Raw genomic sequence first — 22,193 nt, 5'->3', positions numbered from 1 at the left:
TAAATTCCCTTGTTTTTATCGATATAATTTTTAGTTAAATCGCTACTTCCACAAAATAATTCTACCAATTCCCCAAGTTTATAAATTGCCATTATCGTTCCCTTTATCTTTTTTCTTTTCATTTGAAAACTCAATGGCTTTATCAATTGATTTTTCCACTTCAGGAATTAACTCTACAAACTCTTTGAATAAATCTTTAAGTTCGCCTTGGAGTGTTTTTATTTCTTGTTTTATAGTTTCTTCATCAATTTCTTCTTCTTCATAATTAATGTATCTACTTGGAACAAGAGAATAAGAATTTTCTGCAATCTCTTCTAATTTAACTGATTTAGCAAAATTTTTAATGTCAATTTCTTTATTTTGAACAAATTCATTATAAACATCAACAATTTTAGATATTTCTTGATCGTTTAAAAAACGTAAACTAGCTGATTCTAACTCTCCAAGCGCTTCTGCATTAATTAGTAAAATATCATTAGTTGTTTTATTATTATTAAAAACTCAGATAGTAGCAGGGATGGTTACAGTGTAAAAAAGTTTATCAGGTAATGAAATTATTGCTTCCACCTTGTTTTCTTCAAGGAATTTTTTTCTAATTGCTAACTCTTCTTTTTGAATTGAAGATATCGCTCCATTAGCCATAACAACTGCTGCTCTTCCAGTTGAATTTAATTTATGTAATATATGAGAAAGTCAAGCATAGTTTGCGTTTCCTTCATAAGGAATTCCTCATTCGAATCTAGGATCGGATTTCATATCTTTTCTAGCTCATTTTTTCATATTAAATGGCGGATTAGCTAAAACAATGTCAAATTTTTCTTTCCCAGATAAATCTTCATTAAATGTATCTTCAGATCTTTCACCTAAATGAGTATCACTAACACTAAAGCCATTTACAATTAAATTAATTCTTGCTAATTTTCATGTTTGATTTGAAAATTCTTGTCCATATACTTTTATTTGATTTGTATCTTTATTTTTACTTTTTAAATATTGTTTTGTTTGAACAAACATTCCACCAGTTCCACAGGCTGGATCGTAAATTTTTACATTTTCTTGAGGATTTATAATTGATACCATCAATTTAACTATACTAATAGGTGTATAAAATTCACCACCTTTTTGCCCTTGTTTTTTGAAAAAATTACCTAAAAAATATTCATATATTCTTCCGATAATATCATCTTGGAAATTAGCAAAATCTTTATTTGAAAAAATTTTAATTAATTCAATTAATCTTTCTTTATCTAAATCGCTACGATTAAAATTTTTTTCAAATAAACCTTTTAATTCTGGATTACTGTTTTCTAAAGCGATAAAAGCATCATCAATAATTTGTCCAATTTTATCAGGTTGGTTAATATTTTCAATTATTGTTGAATTTCAATCTGCTTCTGTTGGAACTGAAAATCTAATTCCATATTTTGGAAGTATATCTTTATTAGTTCTAAAATTAAAATTTTTATTTTCAAGAATTGAACTTCCATGTTCTGTCATTTCTGCAATAAATTGCTTTTCTGCTTTGTTCATTTTATCTGATAACATTTTTAAAAGTATTACAGAAATAACAACATGCATATATTGTTCAGATGATAAATTACCTCTTAAAACATCACATGCTTCTCATAAATCTTTTGCTATTTCACTAATATTTTTTACTACTATTTTATTTTCCATTTTTTTCCTTATCTATTTTTATTTTTAATTTTCTCTATCAACAAAATTTTTCAATTCTTTGATTAGTTGATTTCTTTTTTCTTCATATTTTGGATAATTATTTTTAACTAAAACAAATAAAATTTTTGAAGTTATATGTTCTAGTTCTGTATTTGAATGGATTCAACCTTTTTCGATTTTTCTTTCTCCATTATTTGTTATTTCTAAATAGATTTCTTTTGCTATTTTTAAAATTCTGTGTTTATCAGAAATTTCATCTATTTCTAAAATTTTTACAAAATTGTTTACTCATTTTTCTTCATTGGTGAGTGCGATTTCATTTTTTTCTTTTTCTTTAATTGTCTCAATAATTTTTTCAATTAAATTTTCAATGAAAATTTCAGATTTATTTTCATTTTCTTTTGCTTTTTCAATTAATTTAATTATTTGAACAGATATTTTTTCTTTATCAAAATTTCCAAAATTATCATTTTCTTTTATAAAATTAGAAATAACTTTTTTTATTTCATTAATTTTTTCTTTTGATTTAATTTCATTATCTTTGTTTAATAAATGTAAATAAGCATTTATTTGTTCTAAAGATTTAATATTTATTTTTTTCTCTTCATCTGGATTAATATCAGGGTTGAAATTTAAAGCTGATTTAAGTTGTTTTTTTAATCTGCTTCTTAATGCATGAATATCAATATTTGAAATATCTTTCTTTAAAAAATACATTCTTGCACTTATTAAATTTTCAGCTACTTTTAAATCAAATTTATCTAGTTTATCTTTTTCTAAAAAAATAAATTTTTTATTCATTTCTTTAACTTCGTAACTAAATTTTTCTAGATCAAAATCATCTTTATCACAATAATTAATTAAAGTGGAAAAAAATGTTTCATTTTCAATCATTGCAGTTATTTCAGATTTTTTAAAATCGAAAAAATTTGAAATTATTTTTTTAACTAAATTTGTAAAATTTTCTTCAATTAATGCAATGTCAAAATTTTTAGCAAGTTTAGCTTGATTTTTTTGCTCATTTTTATCATTACCTTCATAATAAAAATTTAAACTTTCTTTCAATCTAGCGTTTAATCCAATGTAATCAACAATAATTCCACCTTGTTTAATTTTTAGTCCATTTTTTGATTTATATTTTCTATTAGTTCTAGCTATAGCTTGCATCAAGTTTTGCATTTTTAGAACTTTATCAAAATACATAGTATCTAATGAAGGAACATCATAACCAGTTAAAAGCATATCTACAACAATTAAAATTTTTAATTCAGAATTTTCTTTTTGAAATTCTTTTGTTCAATTGTCTCTATCCTTTTCAGTTCCTGCATCTTTTTGCATTTCTAAGTTATCTTTATTTTTATCAATTGAAATAATAAGTTTTATTTTATTTTTTCAATTTGGCCGATATTTTAAAATTTTTTTATAATATTTTCAAGCTGTTTCTCTATTAAAAGCAACAAACATTGCTTTTCCTTCAAGTTGATTTTCACGGTATTCATAGTGTTCAATAAAATGTCTGACAATTAAATCCATTCTATTTTCACTAAATAAAAAATTCTTAACTTCATTTAATTTTTCTCTATTTTTAAATTTAATAACTTCTTTTTTAAGTTTTATATCTTTTGATTCTTCAATTTCTTTATCTTCTTGAAAATCATTTAAATCAATTAAATCTAACTCTTCTTTTGAAAGTTGAACTTTTATACTAGCTCTTTTATAATAAATTTCTGTTATAGCTCCATCTTCAACAGCTTTTTTCATTGGATAAATATCTATATAATCACCATAGATTCTTTTAGTTAAAACATCATCATTTTCAATTGGTGTACCTGTAAAACCAATAAATTTAGCATTTGGAAAAGCATCTCTTAATATTTTAGAAAATGGTTCATTTTTTATTTCTTTATTATTATTTTTATTTTCTGAAATATCAAAATCAAAATTATTATGAGATCTATGCGCTTCATCAGTAATAATTAATAGATCATCTCTATAATTTAGATTTTTTAAATTTTCATCATGATATTTTTGAACCATTGTAAAATAAATTCCTGAAGTTTTAATGTTAGAAATACTTTCTTTAATATCTTTAGCACTTTTTAAAAGTAATGGTTTTTCTAATAAATAAGAATGAAAATCTTTGAAATTATCATATAATTGTTTTTCTAAATTTTTTCGATCAGTAACTACAATAACTGTTAATTTTTTTTCTACTTCTCTTAATAATTTTATTAACATCATCATTGTCAAAGATTTACCAGAGCCTTGAGTATGTCAAATTATCCCTACTTTATTATTGGAATTTTTTTTAGAAATATTAAAAGCTTTCAATCCTTTTTTAACTCCAAAATATTGGTGATATCTTGAAATAATTTTATTATTTTTATTACTATAAAAAATAAAATATTTCATTAATTCAAGTAATCTTTTAGGTTTTCAAAATTCTTGGCTTATAATTAAATTTTTATTTTCAGCTTTTTCTCTTCATATTGAAAAATAACTATTTTTTGCGATAGGATTACATATTTCAGTTTGAACTAAATTACTTATGAAAGAAAAAAAGTTAAATGCAAAAATTTTCTTTAGTAATTTACCATATGTTAAAATTTGTTCTTTGGCTTGGTCCAATTCTTTCATTGATTTATTTTCAAATGTTTTTAATTCTCCTATTATCAAAGGTAGGCCATTTATGTAAATTACTGCATCAAGAATTTTTTCATGTTGTTCATTATTATAAAAGGTTTTAATTCTAAATTGATTTGTGATTATAAATTCATTTTTTTCAGGATTATCAAAATCAATAACTTTTCAATTAAAATATCTCGATTCACTTTTTCTGTAAATATCGTAACCTTTTTTAATTTTTTCAATAATAGTTTTATTTAATTCAATTTTATTTGTTAACTGATTTGATAAATCGATTAAATTTCTACAAATTTCATTTACTTCATCATCATTTATTTTAGGATTTATTATTTTTAAATTTTCCTTTATTCTGTTTATTAACAAAACTTCATCCAAATTATTATTTCTTAACTCTAAAATTTGATTATTATTTAAATATTTAAAATTATTTTTTTTAAGTTGTTCAATAAAATTTTCTTCTATATTTTTTTCTAACATAATATTTTTTTCTCCTTAATTTTTATTTTTTTAATGATGAAAATAATTAAAATTTTTAAATTTTTGCAAAATTTATAAATTAATTATGACAAAAAAAAAAAAAAGAAAAGAAAAAGGTAAATTTTGAAAAAATTCAAAAATTGATAAAAAAAAACTTAAAACATTTGCTTTAAGTTATTGAGTTAAATTATGATGAAAAACTTTTATATTTCTTTTTTATATTTAAAATTATAATTAAGTTTTTTATAAAAAGGATAAAAAAATAATTTTTTTTAGTTATTTATTTTAAAAAAATGCATAAAGTTATTTTATAATTATTTTGTTAATATTAATTATTAAATAAAAAATATTTACAGAGAAATTTTATTTTATTGACGAAAATTTTATAGCCATCATTTCAGCGATAGTGGGTTGTAACATTTCGCCATCTATATTTATTATTTCTTTTTTATTTAAAAAATTAGTTATTTTTTCAATTGCTTCTTCTTTCGTTATATCTCAATCAATTTTAATATTCATCTCAAAATCAGCTTTTTTGCCATCGATTCTTTCTTCATAATTAAAAAAATATTTTTCCATAATTTCATAATCTCTATAATTTGGTTTATATTTTTTTAAATTTATAGGATTTTTAGATAAAACATTTATTCAAATCATAAAATTTACAAAATCCACAATTTTTTTATATGTTAAAGCCGAAAAATTTCTTTTTTTGTTTATGTTCAAAGAAAAAAGGGAGTGAATGTTCTAGTTTATCTAATCCTGTTGATTTTTTAATAAAATTTGATTCTCTTTTAACAATACTTGGATAATTTTCAGGTAATAATAATTCTATAAATTTTTCAAAATTATGTGAAATATAATAAGCAAAACTGATGTTTTCTATTTGGCTGATAAAAGTTTTTATTTAAAGATAAAAATTCGTAATTATTTTTTGGCTATAATCAAAAATTTGAATTAAAAATTTGTGTTATATAAAAATTTATAAAACCAAAATTATAAATATAATTTTATTTAAATTTTTAAAGTAAAAATAATATATAATTATTTTATGAATATTTTTTTACTTAATTTATATTCATAAAAAATGAAAGGATTTTAATTTACATGAATTTAATGAATTTATTAAAACCTCAAAATGTTAAAGAAAAACCTATGACAATTAAACATGGAATGGTTTTATGATTTTTATTAGTTTTTGCTTATTTTTTATTTGTTGTAAATTGAACTATGGCTTCACAATTAAATGGTGTCCCTGGCAGTCATGGTATTTTGGGTTATTTTTTTCCCGCGGGAAAAAAAGCACCGTCAGCTATAACAAATCAAGCTGTTAACTGGGTTATAACTATAGGTAGAGGTATAGGTTCTATCTTAATTGGATGATTAATTGTTAAAGTAACTCATAAATATGCAGTTATTATCTCGTTAGCGTTAATGCTTTTATCTTTGCCAGGTATTTATATTCCTGACTATTGAGGTTTTACTGTTTTTAGAACATTTTTAGGAATTGGAGGAACAACACTTATTGTTTTAATTCAACCTGTTATTTCAGCGTATTTTCCACCAAGAGTAAAAAGTTCTATTTCACAATTTTCACCTTGATTCTACCCATTAGGGTTAATTGTTGTTCTTGCTCCTTTTGTAGGACAAGCTGACATCTTGAAACAAGCTTCAAACCAATGACAATATATTTTTTTAGGTATTAATTTAGCAACATTAATACCTTTAATTGGATTTATTATTTTTGGTTCAAGATTTGATATTTATCCTTCATATCTCGAAAAACAAAGAGAATTAGATAAACAACATGGTGAAAAAAAACCATCACTTTTAACTTTTTTAAAACAAAAAGATACATGATACTGAACAATTTTATATACATCTTGATTAATTGCTGTTGTTATACCTTATACATCAAGAAATTGAATATTTGAAACATTTGGTGTTGATAAAGATGCAGCTAAAGCTTTAGCTACTTCTTATACTCCTATAATATCAATATTCTTTATATTATTCCATGCAGGGATGTTTATAGGTTCATTTACAGTTGGATTATGATCAAGATTTAGATTGAAAAGAAAATGATTTATATCCGCTATATTGGCTTTAGGTGTTACTTTTTATATTTTATCACTAATAGTATTTAGATATATGGTTTATCCTGCTAATGGGCTATTACCTTCAACCGGTAATAACACATGATTATTTTATATTTTAGGATTTTTAATGGGATGAATGCTTTGAGGTATTCAAGGTGTTATGCTTAATTTACCACATGAATATAAAGATTCAAACCCAAGACAAGTTGGTTATAAATTTGGTTTAATTTGAGGATTAGGATATTTTGGATTTACTATTCTTTTAATAATTATGTCATTAGTTCAACCAGCATCACCAGTTGTAGCTATTAGTTTAATTGTTATTTTCTCAGCTATATCTGTTGGAGCTATTTGATTATTTAAAGAACCAAATCCAGATTATGATACTTTCCCAAGTTCTAAAACTGAGCAAATTAAAAAATAAAATATTAAATAAAAAAAATGCAGCACTTTTGTGTTTGCATTTTTATTTTGCTTTTTTTTATTTTAAATTTAATGCATTATATTTGTTTAAAATTAAAAATTAATTTAGTTGGTGTGATTTATTTCAAATTCTAAAAGATTATCAATTTTGAGTTGATGTTTATAAAAATAAATTTCATCTATTTCATATTGACCACTTCTTAAAAATGAAAAATCAAAATTTCCATCTAAAGAATTTATTTTTTTTATTTGTGTATTTTTGCTTTGTTTATTATAAAAATGAAACTTATAAGTGCCAGCTAAATAGATTGAATTATTTCATTTAAATCTAAATTCAGATTTAAATTTTGACTTTTTTATTTCTGTAACTGATAAATTATTATTTATAATTCTTGAAATTTCTTTTTTTATTAATTTTTTCTTTTTAGCTCTCTTAACTAAATAAATAATTAAAATAATTAAAAGAATAGCTGAAGCTGGAGATCCTTTAGCTGGCATATTATTATTTTTACCTCTTTTTTTTTATTTAAATTTTACTAAAAAAACTTAAAGTTTGTGCTTTAAGTTTTTATTTTATTTTAAGTTTATTTTTATGTCTTTCTAATGTTGAACTTTTATTAATATTTTCACTATCAGGAACTAGTAAAATAGTTTCAATTTCATGATTTTCTAATTTGTTCGAAACTGCTAAATCTAGTTCATAATCAAAATCCATTTGATTTCTAGCCGATCTTATCAATCAATTTACATTTAATTTTTTTGCTAAATTTACGGTTAAATCATTGCTATTAACAATAATTTTTACATTTTTTAAATTCTTAATAAATGTTTGTGCAATTTTTTTTCTTTCATTAAAATCAAAATCAATTTCTTTATCAGGGTTTATTGTTATAACTAGATAGACATAATCAAATATTTTTAAAGCTTTTTTTAAAATGCTTAAATGACCTTCATGAAAAGGGGCAAAACTACCAGCATACAAAGCTTTTTTAGTTAAATAATTTTTTTGCATCTTCAGCAATCATTAATTCTTCATTAGTTCTTATAACATAAATAGGAATTGAAGAATCTGAACTACTTATTAAAATACTTTCTTTAATATCTTTTGGACTTGTGTTATTTAGTTTAGTGTCTAATTTTAAATCTAGAATATTAATTTTATTAATTATCATTTCACGCATAAAACTAGAATTTTCTCCAACTCCAGCTGTGAAAACTAATGCATCAATTTCTTTACCTACTTTATTAATGTAATTAATTAAATAATCAGCAATTTTTTGACTATAAAGTTCAAGTGCTAGAATTGCATCTTTATCATTTTCTTGATATTTTGCAATTACATCTCTTAAATCAGAACCTATTTTACTTACACCTAATAAACCAGATTCTTTATTTAAAATATTGGTAAATTCTTTAATTGAAATATTAGCTTGTTCCATTATATATTCATGAATAGAAGGATCGATATCTCCACTTCTAGTTCCCATCATTATTCCAGCTAAAGGCGTCATACCCATTGATGTATCAATTGATTTAGAATTTTTAATTGCACATAATGAAGCACCTGATCCAATATGTAAATTAACTAAATTAACTATTTTTTTATTTAAAATTTCACTTAATTTTTGTGTTATAAATTTATGGCTAGAACCATGGAAACCATATTTTCTAATTCCATATTTTTCGCTTAATTCTTTTTTTATTGGATAAATTGCATTAACTTCAGGAATTGAAGTGTGAAATGCTGTATCAAATGTTGCGCTTAATTTTGCATTAGGAATAACTTTTTTAATCGCATTTATTGCTAATAAAGCTCCTGGGTTATGTAATGGTGCAAATTTTGATAATTCATCAATTTTTTTAATTTCAACTTCTTTAAGTTCTGTTGTATCAGTAAAAAATTGCCCACCATGAACTACTCTAAAACCAACGATTTCAATTTCATTTAAATCGCTGATAACTTGATTTTCTTGTCACATTTCTACAGTTTGCTCAACAGATTTTAAATGATCTTTTAAATCAATTTCTTTTTTAATTTTTTTCGAATCAAAATCCATTGTTAAAAAAGAATTATTAATTCCAATTCTTTCAGAAATACCACTTGCAATTATTTCTAATTTATCTTTAGTATAAAGTGATCACTTCATTGATGAAGATCCTGCATTAATTACTAAAATTTTTTTTGATTTCATTATTTTTCCTCTTTATAAGTTTGTAATGTAGTAATTAACATTGTATTGTAAACATCTTCAACAGTAGCACCTCTTGAAAGATCGTTTACCGGCGCGCTTACTCCTGTAATAATCGGCCCAATAGCTCCATATCCACCCATTCTTTGAGCTATTTTATAACCTATATTTCCAGCATCTAATGTTGGGAATATATAAACATTCGCTTTTCCTTCAAAACTAGGTTTTTTATACTTATCATTTTTAACTTTTTCAACATATGCAGCATCGAATTGCACTTCACCTATTACATTAGGATTTGTTGATAATGTTTTATATTTTTCAAATGCATTAATAACAGTTTCGGTTTCTTCACTTTTTGCAGAGCCATCTGTTGAAAATGATAAAAATGCAACTTTAGGATCGAATCCTAAACTTTTTGCAAATATTTCAGAATTAAATCCAATTTCTGCTAATTGATCAGAATTTGGTTTAATGTTAACAGAAATATCGGAGAAAATCAATTTCTCATCATCTTTATGCATTATCATTGCACTAGAAATTGTTTTAATTCCTGGCATAGGCCCTATTACTTTAAATGCCGCTCTTAAAATATCTGAAGTTGTAAAATTAAGACCACCAACAACTCCATCAACTTCATTAGTTTTTAATAACATCATTCCATAAAATGGCTTAGTTTCTAGTGCTTTTTGTGCATTTTCTAAGCTTTCTTTACCTTTTCTTAATTCAAAAAATAATTGGCTAAATTTAGATTTTTTTTCACTAGTCATAACTTCTTGAATAATTTCATTAGTTAAATTTGAATGTAATTTATCAACTAATAAAACTGGTGTTACTAATTGTGATTTTATAAATAATTTAGCTGTTTCAACAGCTCTTTGATCATCACCGTCAATAATAAGAATTTTTCTTTTTTTATTAGTTTCATTTTTTAATTTTATTTTATTTTCTAAAGTTTTTTGAAAATTCATATTTTCTCCTTTTATCTAAAATTTAATAATTAATAGAACATTAATATTTTTATATAAATTTTAAACTAAAAATATTAATAATTTTTTAAATTTTAAATTTTAAGTTACTTTATTTGTAAAAATAAAGTTTTCCAAATTAAAAAAAGGCATAAAAAAAATGGCGGGGTAAACAGGATTTGAACCTGCGCGGGCGATCAAGCCCCTAACGCGTTAGCAGTGCGTCCTCTTCAGCCTCTTGAGTATTACCCCACATTTTTATCAATTATACAATATTTTTAAAATATTTAATAAAAATAAAATAACTAAATTGCCTTAATAACATTTATTATTTTATAAAATAAGTAAAATTTCTAGTTTTTTAGATATAAAAAATTTTATAAAAAATTAATATATTGTATAATTAAAAATATTTATTCTATAAAAAGTATTTTTATATTAATTATTTTATAGTTAATAATTTATTTAATAAATTTTTTATATATTGAAAACTAGGAGATAAAATGGAAAATAAAATTAAAAAAATAGCTATTTTAACTTCAGGTGGAGATGCACCTGGAATGAACAATGCTATTAGAGCAATAATTAAATCTGCTTTATTAAATAACATCGAACCTTTTGTAGTATATGGTGGATATAAAGGGCTTTATAAAAATAAAATTGTTTCTATAGCTAATAAAAATGTTGATAAATTCATCTCTCAAGGTGGAACTTTTATTTATTCAACAAGATTCCCTAAATTTAAAAATTACGAAATAAGACAAGAGGCAATAAATAATTTAAAAAGATTAGGGATAGATGCTTTATTTGTAATAGGTGGAAATGGCTCTTATGCTGGGGCTTTAAAACTTCATAACGAAGGTATAAAAGTTTTAACAATGCCTGGTACAATTGATAACGATATTAATTCTAGTGAATTTACAATTGGTTATGATACAGCGCTAAATACAGTAGTTGATGCTGTTGATAGATTAAGAGATACAGCTAATTCACATAGTAGATTTTTTATCGTTGAAACAATGGGTCATGGGGCTGGTGATTTAGCTCTATATTCCGGAATTGCAACTGGAGCTGAAATAATCGTTACTAATGAAAGACCTATGACCGTTGATGAAATAATTCAAGTAGTGCATGAACAAATACATAATAGAAGAAAAAGAAGTGTTATTGCTATTGTAAGTGAATTTATTTATCCAAATCTTGACCAGATTGCTAAAATTGTGCAAAATAAAACAAAAGTATCTGCTAGAGCTGTAAAATTAGCCCATCTTCAAAGAGGTGGTCGTCCAAGTGCGCAAGATCGTATTTTAGCTACATTAATGGGTTCAAAAGTAATTGAATTTTTCAATCAAGGTTATTCAGGATATGCTCTTTCATATAAAAATGGTGATATCGTTCCTATTGAACTTGAAAAATCATTAGAAACTCCACAAAAATCAAATAAAATAAAAACTGATAAATATAGTAAATTAAATCAATTTTAAAATTTTAAGAATGAAGTTGAAAGGAAAATTATGCGTAAAATTAGAAGAAAACAAATGGCTGAAAGAAGATTAAAAAGAATTGAAAAATTAAGAAAAGAAGCTAGAAAATTAGCTAACAAAAAATAACTATTTTAAAATTATCCCTTTTATAGGGGGTATTTTTTTTTTTTTTTGTAAAAACAAATATTAATTTTAAAAAAGTGATGTTATCTAATAAATAATATAACATTATTTTTATTCAATATTAGTAAGGGGGTTAATAAAATGAATAACCTTAAATTATTAGGTATTTCTAATTTTATTATTAAAATTTTAACAATTTTTTATTTTGGAATGCAATTTTTTAAACCTGCTTATATATTTTTAATAAATATGAATTATTTTTTTCTATATCTTATTTATTCTATTGTTGTTTGGCTTATTTTAGCTAATATAACAATAGAGATAATTAAATTTTTTATATCTAAAAATTTATCTAAAGAAAAACAATTATACTTTTTATTGTTACCTTTTATATTTAGTTATTTTGAAAAATATGAAGTAAAATTTCATATTAAAAAAACGATAAAATCATAATTAGGGTATTTCAATTTATTTTTTCATTGTTTTCTATTTTGATTTTAGTTCCTCATTTAGTTTTAATGTTTTTCCTAAATATTTATTTATTTTTGAAACATATGAAACAAATAATTTATTTAACAGCGTTAATGTTTTATTAAATACTTTTGTTTTAGTAATTATTTTTAATTTAGTGTTAATAACTTATTTTAAATTAGAAAAAAAATGACTTGAAAATTAATGATAGATTTAAATATTTTTCAAATATTTTAATAGTTTTTAATTTTGCATTGTTTTTATTTGGGTCTAATCATTTAATTTATATTTTATTTAATCAAATAAATTCAAATAATAATCTTCAAAAGGCTTTATTAGCGTTTTTAATTTTAGAAATTTTATTTATTGTTTATAAAATTTTGAAAATATTTATTGATATTTTTAGAAATTTAAAAAAACAAAAAAACAGTAAGTATTAATTAAATAAAAATTAATTTAAAAAAATACTTTAAAATTTATCGATCAAATTTAGTTAAAAATAAAACAATTAATTAAAGCGTAAAATAAAATTTCAACAAATAAAAAATAATTGTTATTCAAATTTATAATATAAAAAATAAGCAACTTAATAGGTTGTTTTTTATTAAAAAATAATAAAAAACAGCTTTAAAAGCTGCTTAATTAATTTATATTTTATATTAAAAATTAGTTATTTTTTACCTAAACGATTAGTTAAAATTTTACCTGCTATAGTACCATCAGCTGATGCCGTTACAATTTGTCTAATTTCTTTTAATGTAACATCACCTACAGCATAAATTCCTTTTTCGCTTGTTTCTTGGAATTTATCAACCTTAATTAAACCGCTAGGTTCTAAAATATTTAAATTTTTAGCAAATTCAGTTGCTGGCACAAAACCAATGTAAGGGAATAATGAATTAACTTTTAATTCTTTAATTTCGCCATTAATATCAACAATAGCTTTTTCTAAATTTTCATTTCCCTCTAATTTTAAAACTTTAGAATTATAATAAATTTTCACATTTGGCTTTTTCTTTAATTCATCAACCAACATCGGTTCTGCATTAAATTTTTCATCTCTAACAAAAATATGTACTTCTGAAGCAATTGAAGCTAAAAAAGTTCCTTCTTCAACAGCGGAATTTCCCCCACCTATAATAATTGCTGGTTTATTTTTATAAAATGGTCCATCACAAATTACACAATAAGAAACTCCCCGATGTTCAAATTCTAAAATATTTTCAATATCCATTGGCTTTCTTTCTTTCATTCCAGAAGCAATAACAATTGATTTTGCTTTAATAATTTGATTATTTTCTAAAATAATCTCTTTATCAAATTCACTATGAGATTTAATTTCGATTACATTACCATATAAATGTTCTGTTCCATATGCTAAAGCATGTTCATACATTCTAAGTGCTAATTCACCACCTACAATAAATTTATCACCTGGTCAATTTTCAATTTTAGATTGTCCAGTCATTTTTCCACCAGGAGCGCCTTTTTCGATTAAAGCAACTGATAAATTACCTCTAGATGCATAAATTGCACTAGTAAGTCCTGAAGGTCCAGCACCAATAATTGCAACATCATAAACTTTTACCATTTTTCACCCTCTTTATTATTAATATAATTTTTTATAATAATTTCATTTTATATTGAATCATAAATATTTTTCTTTTGTATATCTTTGCACTTTTTCAATTTTTTTAGTTTTAAAATTAAATCTATAGTTACCAAAAAATTGGTAATAAATAGCTAATATTAAGCCAAAAATTATATATAAAATTGCTATAACAAAGTAAAATAAATAAGCTTCTTCTCTTAAGTATTCCATTGAAGAACGGACTAATCCATATCAAATTAAATAGAATCCCCCTGTTACTCCAGGTTTAAATCAATTAAATACATTAAAGATTCATACTAAAATAATATAACCAATTAGTGATGTTAAAAATTCATAGAAAAATAAAGGAACTCTAAGCGCACCATCACTAACAGCATCTCTTATATACATATTTCTAATAATTGTTTCACCTAATCATAAAACACTTGAACCTGTTTCATCGATTTTTCCATAAACCTCATGATTAGTATAATTACCTCATCTACCAATTGCTTGCCCAATTAATACAGTTGGTAGAATATAACTAAGTGCTTTACGATAATCAATCTCTTTTCTTTTTACTAAAACATAGGCAAGATCACAAGAGGCAGAGAGCATAACTCCTCATTGAATCGACATTCCTCCTGTTCTTGGATTTCATCAATTATTTTTTAAACTAGCACCATTTCCTACACTTACTTGCTCAAAAATAAATCCTAGTCTAGCACCAATAATTGAAGTTGGCACAGTAATAATAACTAATCAATAAAGATGTTCTAATTTTATTTTTTCTCTTTTTCAAAAAATAAAAACAGAAGCAATTGAAGCTAAAATTCCTAAAAAAATCATAACACTATAAATTGGAATAGCTTCTAAATTAAATAAGTTATAAGCTTCACCTTCTTGAAAAGGTCTAGCTTTAGCTAAATAAGGAATATTTTCATAAATAACTTTAGATTTAGTTTCCATATTTAATTATTATTTTTTATCCTTTCTTGAATTTTTTCTATTGCATCAATTCCATGTCTAGATGCAATAAAAACATTTACTGCAGCTACTACTAAGTCAGAAACATTTCTCCCATGATGAACAGGAATGTTCTTTTTAGTGATTGATCCATTTAAAATATTATAAGTTAAATTTTCATTACCTAAACGATCAAAATTTAACTCATTATTATAATTTACTAATTCTAACACTAAATCAATTTTTGTTTTATATAAAACTTTTGCAACTCCATAAGTTTTTCTAACATCAATTAGTCCAATTCCTCTTACTTCTAAAATATCTTTTGTAATTTCAGCGGGTTTTGCAATAAAGTTATTTCCTAATCTTGAAATTGTAGCAGTATCATCAGTTACAAAAATATGCCCTTTTTGAATTAATTCTAAAACAGTTTCTGATTTACCAATTCCTGATTTACCTATTATTAAAATTCCAATTCCATTTACAATAACAACACAACCATGAACATTAACGCTTTCAGTTAATTTTTCACTTAAATCAGTACCAATATTAATAATCAAACTAGAAAGGTGTTCATCTGAAGTTAATAAAGGTATTTCATATTTATTAGCGCTATTAATGATTTGTTTAATTACTTTTGTATCAGCTTTTTTAATAAAACCAACTGATAAAAGTAATGCTGGGGGTTTTAATTTCATTATATGATTTAAAATCTTGCTTCTTTTTTTAGATTCGATTGAATCTAAAAAAACAGCTTCATCTGTTCCTCAAGCAGCTAAATTATGAGAAATGGTCTCTTGCGAAAAGCCACATCCTAACAAAAGACCAAGTCTTTTGATCGAAGGTCTTTTAATAATTCCAAAATTATAGTTATTTAACTGTTTTAAATTAAAATCTTTAATAATTTCATCCACTTTAATTATTTTCATTTTCTAATAACCTTTTTAAATATTCTCCTGTATATGAATCAGGAATGTTTGCAACAGCTTCTGGTGTTCCAGTTGCAATAACTTTTCCACCATTTATTCCACCTCCTGGACCTAAATCAATTATATAATCAGCTACTTTAATCATTTCAAGATTGTGTTCAATAACAATAACGCTATCTCCATTATCTACTAAATTATTTAAAACATTAATTAATTTTTGTACATCATAAATATGTAATCCAGTAGTAGGCTCATCTAAAACATAAATTGTTTTTCCGGTTGGTTTTTTTTGTAAAAATTTAGCTAATTTTACCCTTTGAGCTTCACCACCTGATAAAGTTGTAGCTGATTGTCCTAATTTTATATATTCTAGTCCTACATCAACTAAACTTTTAAGTTTTTGAGCGATTTTAGCTCTATTACTAAAAAACTCATAAGCTTGAGCGACTGTCATATTTAAAACATCAGAAATGTTTTTATTTCTATATTTTATCTCTAAAATTTCTGACTTATAACGAGAACCATTACAAAAATCACAAGTTATATAAACATCAGGTAAAAAATGCATTTCAATTTTTAATTCCCCATCACCTCAGCATTTTTCACATTTACCATCTGATACATTGAACGAAAACTTTCCTTTTAAATAACCTCGAGCTCTCGATTCTTCTAAATTAGCATAAACATCTCTAATATCATCAAATACACTAATATAAGTTGCTGGATTAGAACGAGGAGTTCTTCCAATTGGACTTTGAGTAATTTGAATAATTTTATCAACATTAAAAATCCCATCAATAGTTTCAAATTTCCCAGGTTTAACATGGCTATTTGTTAATTTTTGTTCAAGTGCTTTAACTAATATTTCATTTACTAGTGTGCTTTTCCCTGAACCTGAAACACCTGTTACTGCTACAAATTTACCTAATGGAATTTTAACATCAATTTTTTTTAAATTATTTTCACTAGCTTTTTTAATTATTAAGTTCTGCCCATTTCCAGCTCTTCTTTTTTTAGGAACTAAAATTTGTTTTTGTTTTGAGAAATATTTAGCTGTTTCACTGTTATCTTTTTTAATAATTTCTTCTAAAGTACCCTGAGCAGTTATATAACCACCATTTTCACCAGCATAAGGTCCTATATCAACTATATGATCTGCTTGTCGAATTGTATCTTCATCATGCTCAACAACAATTAGTGTATTACCAATTGATACCATGTGTTTTAAAGAATTAATTAATTTTTGATTATCTTTTTGGTGTAATCCAATTGATGGCTCATCTAATACATATAGAACTCCAGTTAAATTTGAGCCAATTTGGCTAGCTAATCTAATTCTTTGTGACTCGCCCCCAGAAAGAGTTTCTGATTTTCGATTAAGTGTTAAATATTCTAGTCCTACATTAACCAAAAATGTTAATCTTTGTTTTAATTCACTTAAAACTAGTTTTAAAATTTGTTGTTCAAATTCATTAATTTTTAAATTTTCTAAAAAAATTAAAATATCACTAATCGCATAGTTATTAAGTTCATAAATGTTTAGATCATCAATTTTAACAGCTAGAGAAAATTCATTCAATCTTGAACCATTACACTTATCACAAGGAAATTCAGACATATATTTTTTGTATCAATTTCTTAAATCTTCACTCGATGTTTCGATATATCTTCGTTCAATTTTATCGATTATTCCTTCAATAATTTGATATTTTTTATAAATATTACCACTATCATTAGTTTGGATATACTCAATTTCTCGATCTGAACCATGCTTGATAATTTTTAATTCTTGTAAAGTCATTTTACTAATTGGTTTATCTAAAGGAATATTATAATGATTTAATAAAGCTTCAAATTCTTGCAATTCTAAACTTTTTTTATTATTTTTACTTACAGGATATAAAACTATCGCCCCTTGTTTTACTGATAATGATTTATTTGGAACAAGGAGATTAAAATCACCTTTTAATTTAGAACCTAATCCTTTACATTGATCACACATACCAGAAGGGGAATTGAAAGAAAAAAGTTTACTTTCAATTGTCGGCATATTAAAATCACCAAATTTACATGCTTGCAATTTTGAAAAACTTAGTATTTTATCATCCACTATTTCAACATCAATTAAACCTTTAGCATAATTAGCAGCTACATCAATCGATTCTGATATTTTTGTTCTATTTTCTAAAGTTAAAACTAATCGATCTACCACAATTGAAATTTTATGTTTTTTATTTTTTTCTAAATTTATTTCATCATCTAGCGAAATAATTTCATCATTAATTTTTAATCTTACAAATCCCTCTTTTTTTAATTTAGAAATTAATAAATGATGAGAACCTTTTTCATTATTAATAATAGGGGCTAAAATTAAAATTTTAGAATTAAGTGGATATTTGTAAATAATATTTAATATATCGTTAGTTTTTTGACTTGAAATTGAAATTTTATGTCTTGGGCAATAAGGTTTTCCAATTTTTGAATATAAAAGTCTTAAATAATCATAAATTTCAGTTATTGTACCAACTGTGGATCTTGGATTATTATGAATTGTTTTTTGCTCAATAGCAATAGTTGGTGATAGACCTTCTATTGATAAAACATCAGGTTTTTTACTTGAGCCTAAAAATTGTCTTGCATAAGAACTTAATGATTCAATATATCTTCTTCTTCCTTCTTCATAAATTGTATTAAAAGCTAAAGAAGATTTTCCCGAACCAGAAACCCCAGTAAAGACAATAAGTTTATTTTTTGGAATATTAATATCGATATTTTTTAAATTATTTTCTTTTGCACCTTTAATTTTAATAAAATTATTTTGATTATTCATAGTAGAAATTATACAAAATTAATAAATAAAAAAGTTATAAAACTTATAGTAATATAACTTTTTTATTTATTAAAAATTTTTTTATTTTTTTATTTTATTTCAATATTCTAAAATTTTTTGTTCATTTTTGCTATCACCAAATTCAAAAAAATTTAAATTATTGATTTCTTTTGGTAAATATGTTTGTTTTACATATGAATTTGGATAATCATGTGGATATTTATAACCTATTCCATTTCCTAATTTATAAGCAGATTTATAGTGGTTATCTTTTAAATGATTAGGTATTTTATAAATTTTATTATCATCTAAAAAAGCAGAAACTTTTTTAGTAGCTTTATAAGAAGAATTGCTTTTAGGACTAAGAGCAAGCTCGATTATTATATTGCCAATTGGCAAAAGAGCTTCTGGCATCCCTAATCTTTCTATTGCTCTAATGGCTGCATCAACTTTTATAGCTAAAAAGGAATTAGCTAAAGCTATATCTTCATAAATAATAGCTAAAATTCTTCTAAAAAAAGCATCTAGATTCCCGCCTTTAACTAGCAAAAGGCCATAATATAATGAAGCATCAACATCACTGCCTCTAACTGATTTATGAAATGCGCTTAAATTATCATAAGTTAAATCTTTTTTATTATCATAATAAAAATTATTAGTAGGGAAAATTTTTTTAATAACTTCTAAATTTGTTAAATCTTTAATTTTTAAATTAATTAATAGTTGCAAATTATTAAAAACATTTCTTAAATCACCATTAGAAATTTTGATAAATGAATCAAGAGTTGAATCAGTAAATTTCAAATCTAATTTTTTATTTTTTATTAATTTTTGAATAACATTAAAAATATCATTTTCACTAATTTTTTCAAATTTTAAAATTTGCATTCTACTTCTAATAGAAGGATTGATTTTAAAATAGGGATTTTCTGTTGTAGTTGCATAAAAAATTTTTTCTTTTTGTTCTAAAAAAGATAATAAAATATCTTGTTTATCACGATTAAGACGATGAATTTCATCAACAATAATTACATCATATTCATTAATATATTTAATTAAAAGCTCTTTGTTATCTAAAACAGAATTAAAAATAATGAATTTTTTGTTTAATTCTTTAGCTAAAACTATTGCACTAGAAGTTTTGCCTATTCCTGATTCACCATAAAAAATAAATGAACTATTGTTTTTATTTTCTACCACTTTTTTAAATAAAAATTTTAAATGCTCTTGACCAACTATGTCATCTAATTTTTCTGGTAAAAATAAATTATTTTTTAAATTATTCATTATTATTTAATTTATCATCTTCTATTTTTAAATCAGAAGCTTCAACCTCTGTATTTATTGCAAAATTTTCGCTTTTGTATTTATCAAAATGATGATATTTTTCATCGTATTTTTCAATTTGTTTAATAATTTTTTTAATTTTAAAACTATCAATTTTATTTTTAATTGTAGCAATATGTCTATCTAATGTTTTTCTAATTATTTCTTTCATTTTTGAAGAAGATTTTTCAACTTTTTCAATTTCTTCTAAAATAGAGCTTAAACTATTCTCAACATGTTTTAAGCTATTATCAAGAATTTCATTTTTTAAATTGTTAAATTCTAAATCAATTTTTTCTTTATCTTCAAATTTTCAATTCAATCCAATTAAATCTTTATTTGTGTTAAAAATATTGTAAAAAAGTTTTAAAAAAATTGTAAAATACCCTGGTCTTGTAATAAAAATGTTAGAAAAATCATTTTTTTTATCTTTTTTACCTCTTTTAATAATGAAATTATCATCTCATTCTAATTCAGTTATTAAAAGTCCATAATTAGCATTTAATTCTTTTCTTTCTTTTTCTAATTTATGTAAAAAACTTTCATTCTTTTGATTTGAATTATCACCTGCTGTTTTAGCTTCAATTACTACACTTGCAACTTTTTCTTGTGTTTCATTTGTTAATATTTCAAAAAGAAAATCTGATTTTGTATTTGATTTTGTTCGAGGTTGATTTGTTCATTTAACATTTTCAATAAAATTAAAAGCATCTTGGAATTCTCCGTCAATTCATTTTTCGAAATTCTCACCTAAAACTTTAGAATTACTACTTTTTCCTCTATTCAATCTGTTAATTTCCGCTTTTAATTCTTCAATTTCACTATTAATTTTTTCATATTCTTCGGATTTTTTAAAGTCATCAATTGCTTCGGTTTTTGCATTTTTTATTTTTTCAGATACTAATTCATCATTTCGTTTTAATTTTAGTTCTAATTCATTATTTTTAATTAAAAAATTTGTATTTTCACTTTTTAAATTTTTAAACTCTTGAGATTCTCTAAATTTTTCTACAGCTATTTTTTCTGTATTTATTATTTCTGCTTTAAAGTTAGATGCTTGTGCTATCAGTTTTTTATTTTCTTCATTTAACTTTTTATTTTCTTCATTTAACTTTATAAACTCTTCTGATTCTTTAAATTTTTCAATGGCTGTTTTTTCTGTTTTTATTATTTCTGCTTTATGATTGAATGTTTCTTTTATTAGCCTTTTATTTTCTTCATTTAATTGCTTAAATTCTTCTGATTCTTTAAATTTTGCAATAACTGTTGCTTCATTTTGTGCAAGTTGTGAACTTAACTCTGTAATTTTTATTGACAAATTATGTTTTTCATTTAAAACATTTTTATGTTCATTTTCTTTAAATTTATTAATTGCATTATTTTCAATATCTTTTTTTTGACTTTCAAATTCTTTTTTTTGAATTACTAAATCCTTATTTAATAATTCGGCCTTATTTTTATAGTAATTATTTTCATTAATTATTTTTGTATAAGCGTCAGAATTTTTAAATTCATTTAATCAATCATTTTTAAGTTGTTCAGTAATTATATTTGCGCTTTTATAAATTTGACTTTCACCTAATTCTTTGATTTCAGATAAAATAATATAATCGCCTATTTCCGCTTTTTCTAAAATTTCAAATTCTAAATTTTCTAAATTTTTAATTTTTATTTTAATTTTCTTTGACATTTTTTCCCCTTTATAATATTTTTAACAATAAAAATTATATAGCAAAAAAGATAACATTTTTTTATGTTTTTTTTTATTTTTCAAAATAAAAAAATCTAAATTTTAAATATAATTTTAAAATTTAGATCCCAAATTCTATTTCTAAGTGCAACACATTTAAAATTTTTAAAAAAGTAATAAAATTTTAAATGGGAGGCACTTTTTTTTTATAAAAAAAGCTCCCCCCCATTTAAAAAAAGGAGAACTATGAATAATAATTATACAGGTTATAATTATACTAAAAAATATTATCATTTAGATAAAA

The 22,193-nt window shown here is 23.2% G+C and carries 16 protein-coding genes and 1 tRNA gene; 3 read left to right on the top strand and 14 right to left on the bottom strand.

The genetic code is table 4. The annotated features are described in order from the left end of the window. Positions 1-78: 78 nt before the first annotated feature. The 3 genes from T403_RS0103295 to T403_RS0103285 all read right to left on the bottom strand — a co-directional run bounded on the left by T403_RS0103295 (position 79) and on the right by T403_RS0103285 (position 5,457). Entirely contained in the window at positions 79-1,677 is a 1,599-nt protein-coding gene (locus tag T403_RS0103295) for a type I restriction-modification system subunit M (RefSeq protein WP_051619141.1), read from the bottom strand. 24 nt (positions 1,678-1,701) lie between these two features. After that, positions 1,702-4,800, bottom strand: a complete 3,099-nt coding sequence (locus T403_RS0103290) for a type I restriction endonuclease subunit R (protein WP_033161393.1) — start codon at positions 4,798-4,800, stop codon at positions 1,702-1,704. A 363-nt stretch (positions 4,801-5,163) separates the two neighbouring features. Beyond that, complete coding sequence (locus tag T403_RS0103285; RefSeq protein WP_156933560.1) at positions 5,164-5,457, bottom strand: hypothetical protein; 294 nt, start codon at positions 5,455-5,457, stop codon at positions 5,164-5,166. Between the two features lie 444 nt (positions 5,458-5,901). Here T403_RS0103285 and T403_RS0103280 point away from each other — a divergent pair, with 444 nt between their 5' ends. After that, positions 5,902-7,323: a hexose phosphate transporter gene (locus T403_RS0103280; protein ID WP_456299000.1), complete on the top strand. Its 1,422-nt coding sequence runs from the start codon at positions 5,902-5,904 to the stop codon at positions 7,321-7,323. Between the two features lie 104 nt (positions 7,324-7,427). On the opposite strand, the gene T403_RS0103275 is transcribed toward T403_RS0103280, so the two are convergent. From T403_RS0103275 to T403_RS0103255, 5 genes are all read right to left on the bottom strand, one after another. Next, on the bottom strand, positions 7,428-7,820 hold the full coding sequence (locus tag T403_RS0103275; RefSeq protein WP_033161391.1) for a hypothetical protein: 393 nt from the start codon (positions 7,818-7,820) through the stop codon (positions 7,428-7,430). Positions 7,821-7,890: 70 nt separating this feature from the next. Beyond that, complete coding sequence (gene coaD, locus T403_RS0103270; protein ID WP_033161390.1) at positions 7,891-8,334, bottom strand: pantetheine-phosphate adenylyltransferase; 444 nt, start codon at positions 8,332-8,334, stop codon at positions 7,891-7,893. Further along, positions 8,312-9,514, bottom strand: a complete 1,203-nt coding sequence (locus tag T403_RS0103265; RefSeq protein WP_033161389.1) for an acetate/propionate family kinase — start codon at positions 9,512-9,514, stop codon at positions 8,312-8,314. The genes coaD and T403_RS0103265 overlap by 23 nt, the downstream gene beginning before the upstream one ends. Further along, entirely contained in the window at positions 9,514-10,482 is a 969-nt protein-coding gene (locus T403_RS0103260) for a phosphate acetyltransferase (RefSeq protein WP_033161388.1), read from the bottom strand. Before T403_RS0103260 ends, T403_RS0103265 begins: the two co-directional genes overlap by 1 nt. A gap of 158 nt (positions 10,483-10,640) precedes the next feature. Continuing rightward, positions 10,641-10,731, bottom strand: a tRNA-Ser gene (locus T403_RS0103255). Between the two features lie 251 nt (positions 10,732-10,982). Here T403_RS0103255 and pfkA point away from each other — a divergent pair. Together pfkA and T403_RS0103245 are read left to right on the top strand one after the other, a co-directional pair. Continuing rightward, positions 10,983-11,963 (top strand): 6-phosphofructokinase, encoded by a 981-nt coding sequence (pfkA, locus tag T403_RS0103250; protein WP_033161387.1) that lies wholly within the window; start codon positions 10,983-10,985, stop codon positions 11,961-11,963. A 264-nt stretch (positions 11,964-12,227) separates the two neighbouring features. Next, positions 12,228-12,539, top strand: a complete 312-nt coding sequence (locus tag T403_RS0103245; RefSeq protein WP_033161386.1) for a hypothetical protein — start codon at positions 12,228-12,230, stop codon at positions 12,537-12,539. 688 nt (positions 12,540-13,227) lie between these two features. Here T403_RS0103245 and T403_RS0103235 read toward each other — a convergent pair. The 6 genes from T403_RS0103235 to T403_RS0103210 all read right to left on the bottom strand — a co-directional run bounded on the left by T403_RS0103235 (position 13,228) and on the right by T403_RS0103210 (position 21,889). Continuing rightward, entirely contained in the window at positions 13,228-14,148 is a 921-nt protein-coding gene (locus T403_RS0103235; RefSeq protein WP_033161384.1) for an NAD(P)/FAD-dependent oxidoreductase, read from the bottom strand. 18 nt (positions 14,149-14,166) lie between these two features. Next, positions 14,167-15,117, bottom strand: coding sequence for a prolipoprotein diacylglyceryl transferase (locus tag T403_RS0103230; RefSeq protein WP_033161383.1), 951 nt, complete (start codon positions 15,115-15,117; stop codon positions 14,167-14,169). Between the two features lie 2 nt (positions 15,118-15,119). Further along, positions 15,120-16,043 (bottom strand): HPr(Ser) kinase/phosphatase, encoded by a 924-nt coding sequence (hprK, locus tag T403_RS0103225; RefSeq protein ID WP_033161382.1) that lies wholly within the window; start codon positions 16,041-16,043, stop codon positions 15,120-15,122. Further along, the gene (gene uvrA, locus T403_RS0103220) at positions 16,030-18,873 is read right to left on the bottom strand and encodes an excinuclease ABC subunit UvrA (protein WP_033161381.1); all 2,844 of its coding nucleotides are present in this window, start codon (positions 18,871-18,873) and stop codon (positions 16,030-16,032) included. Before uvrA ends, hprK begins: the two co-directional genes overlap by 14 nt. Positions 18,874-18,954: 81 nt before the next feature. Continuing rightward, positions 18,955-20,160 carry a replication-associated recombination protein A gene (locus T403_RS0103215; RefSeq protein WP_033161380.1) on the bottom strand — a complete coding sequence of 402 codons (1,206 nt, stop codon included), beginning with the start codon at positions 20,158-20,160 and terminating at the stop codon, positions 18,955-18,957. Next, on the bottom strand, positions 20,153-21,889 hold the full coding sequence (locus T403_RS0103210) for a DUF2130 domain-containing protein (protein ID WP_033161379.1): 1,737 nt from the start codon (positions 21,887-21,889) through the stop codon (positions 20,153-20,155). Before T403_RS0103210 ends, T403_RS0103215 begins: the two co-directional genes overlap by 8 nt. Positions 21,890-22,193 lie beyond the last annotated feature (304 nt).

Origin of the sequence: Mycoplasma collis ATCC 35278 (genome assembly GCF_000701825.1) — a bacterium.
In the GTDB taxonomy this organism is placed as follows: domain Bacteria; phylum Bacillota_I; class Bacilli_A; order Mycoplasmatales; family Metamycoplasmataceae; genus Mesomycoplasma_A; species Mesomycoplasma_A collis.
The sequence above is the reverse complement of the archived record's forward strand: the minus strand, read 5'-3'. Positions and strand labels throughout refer to the sequence as shown.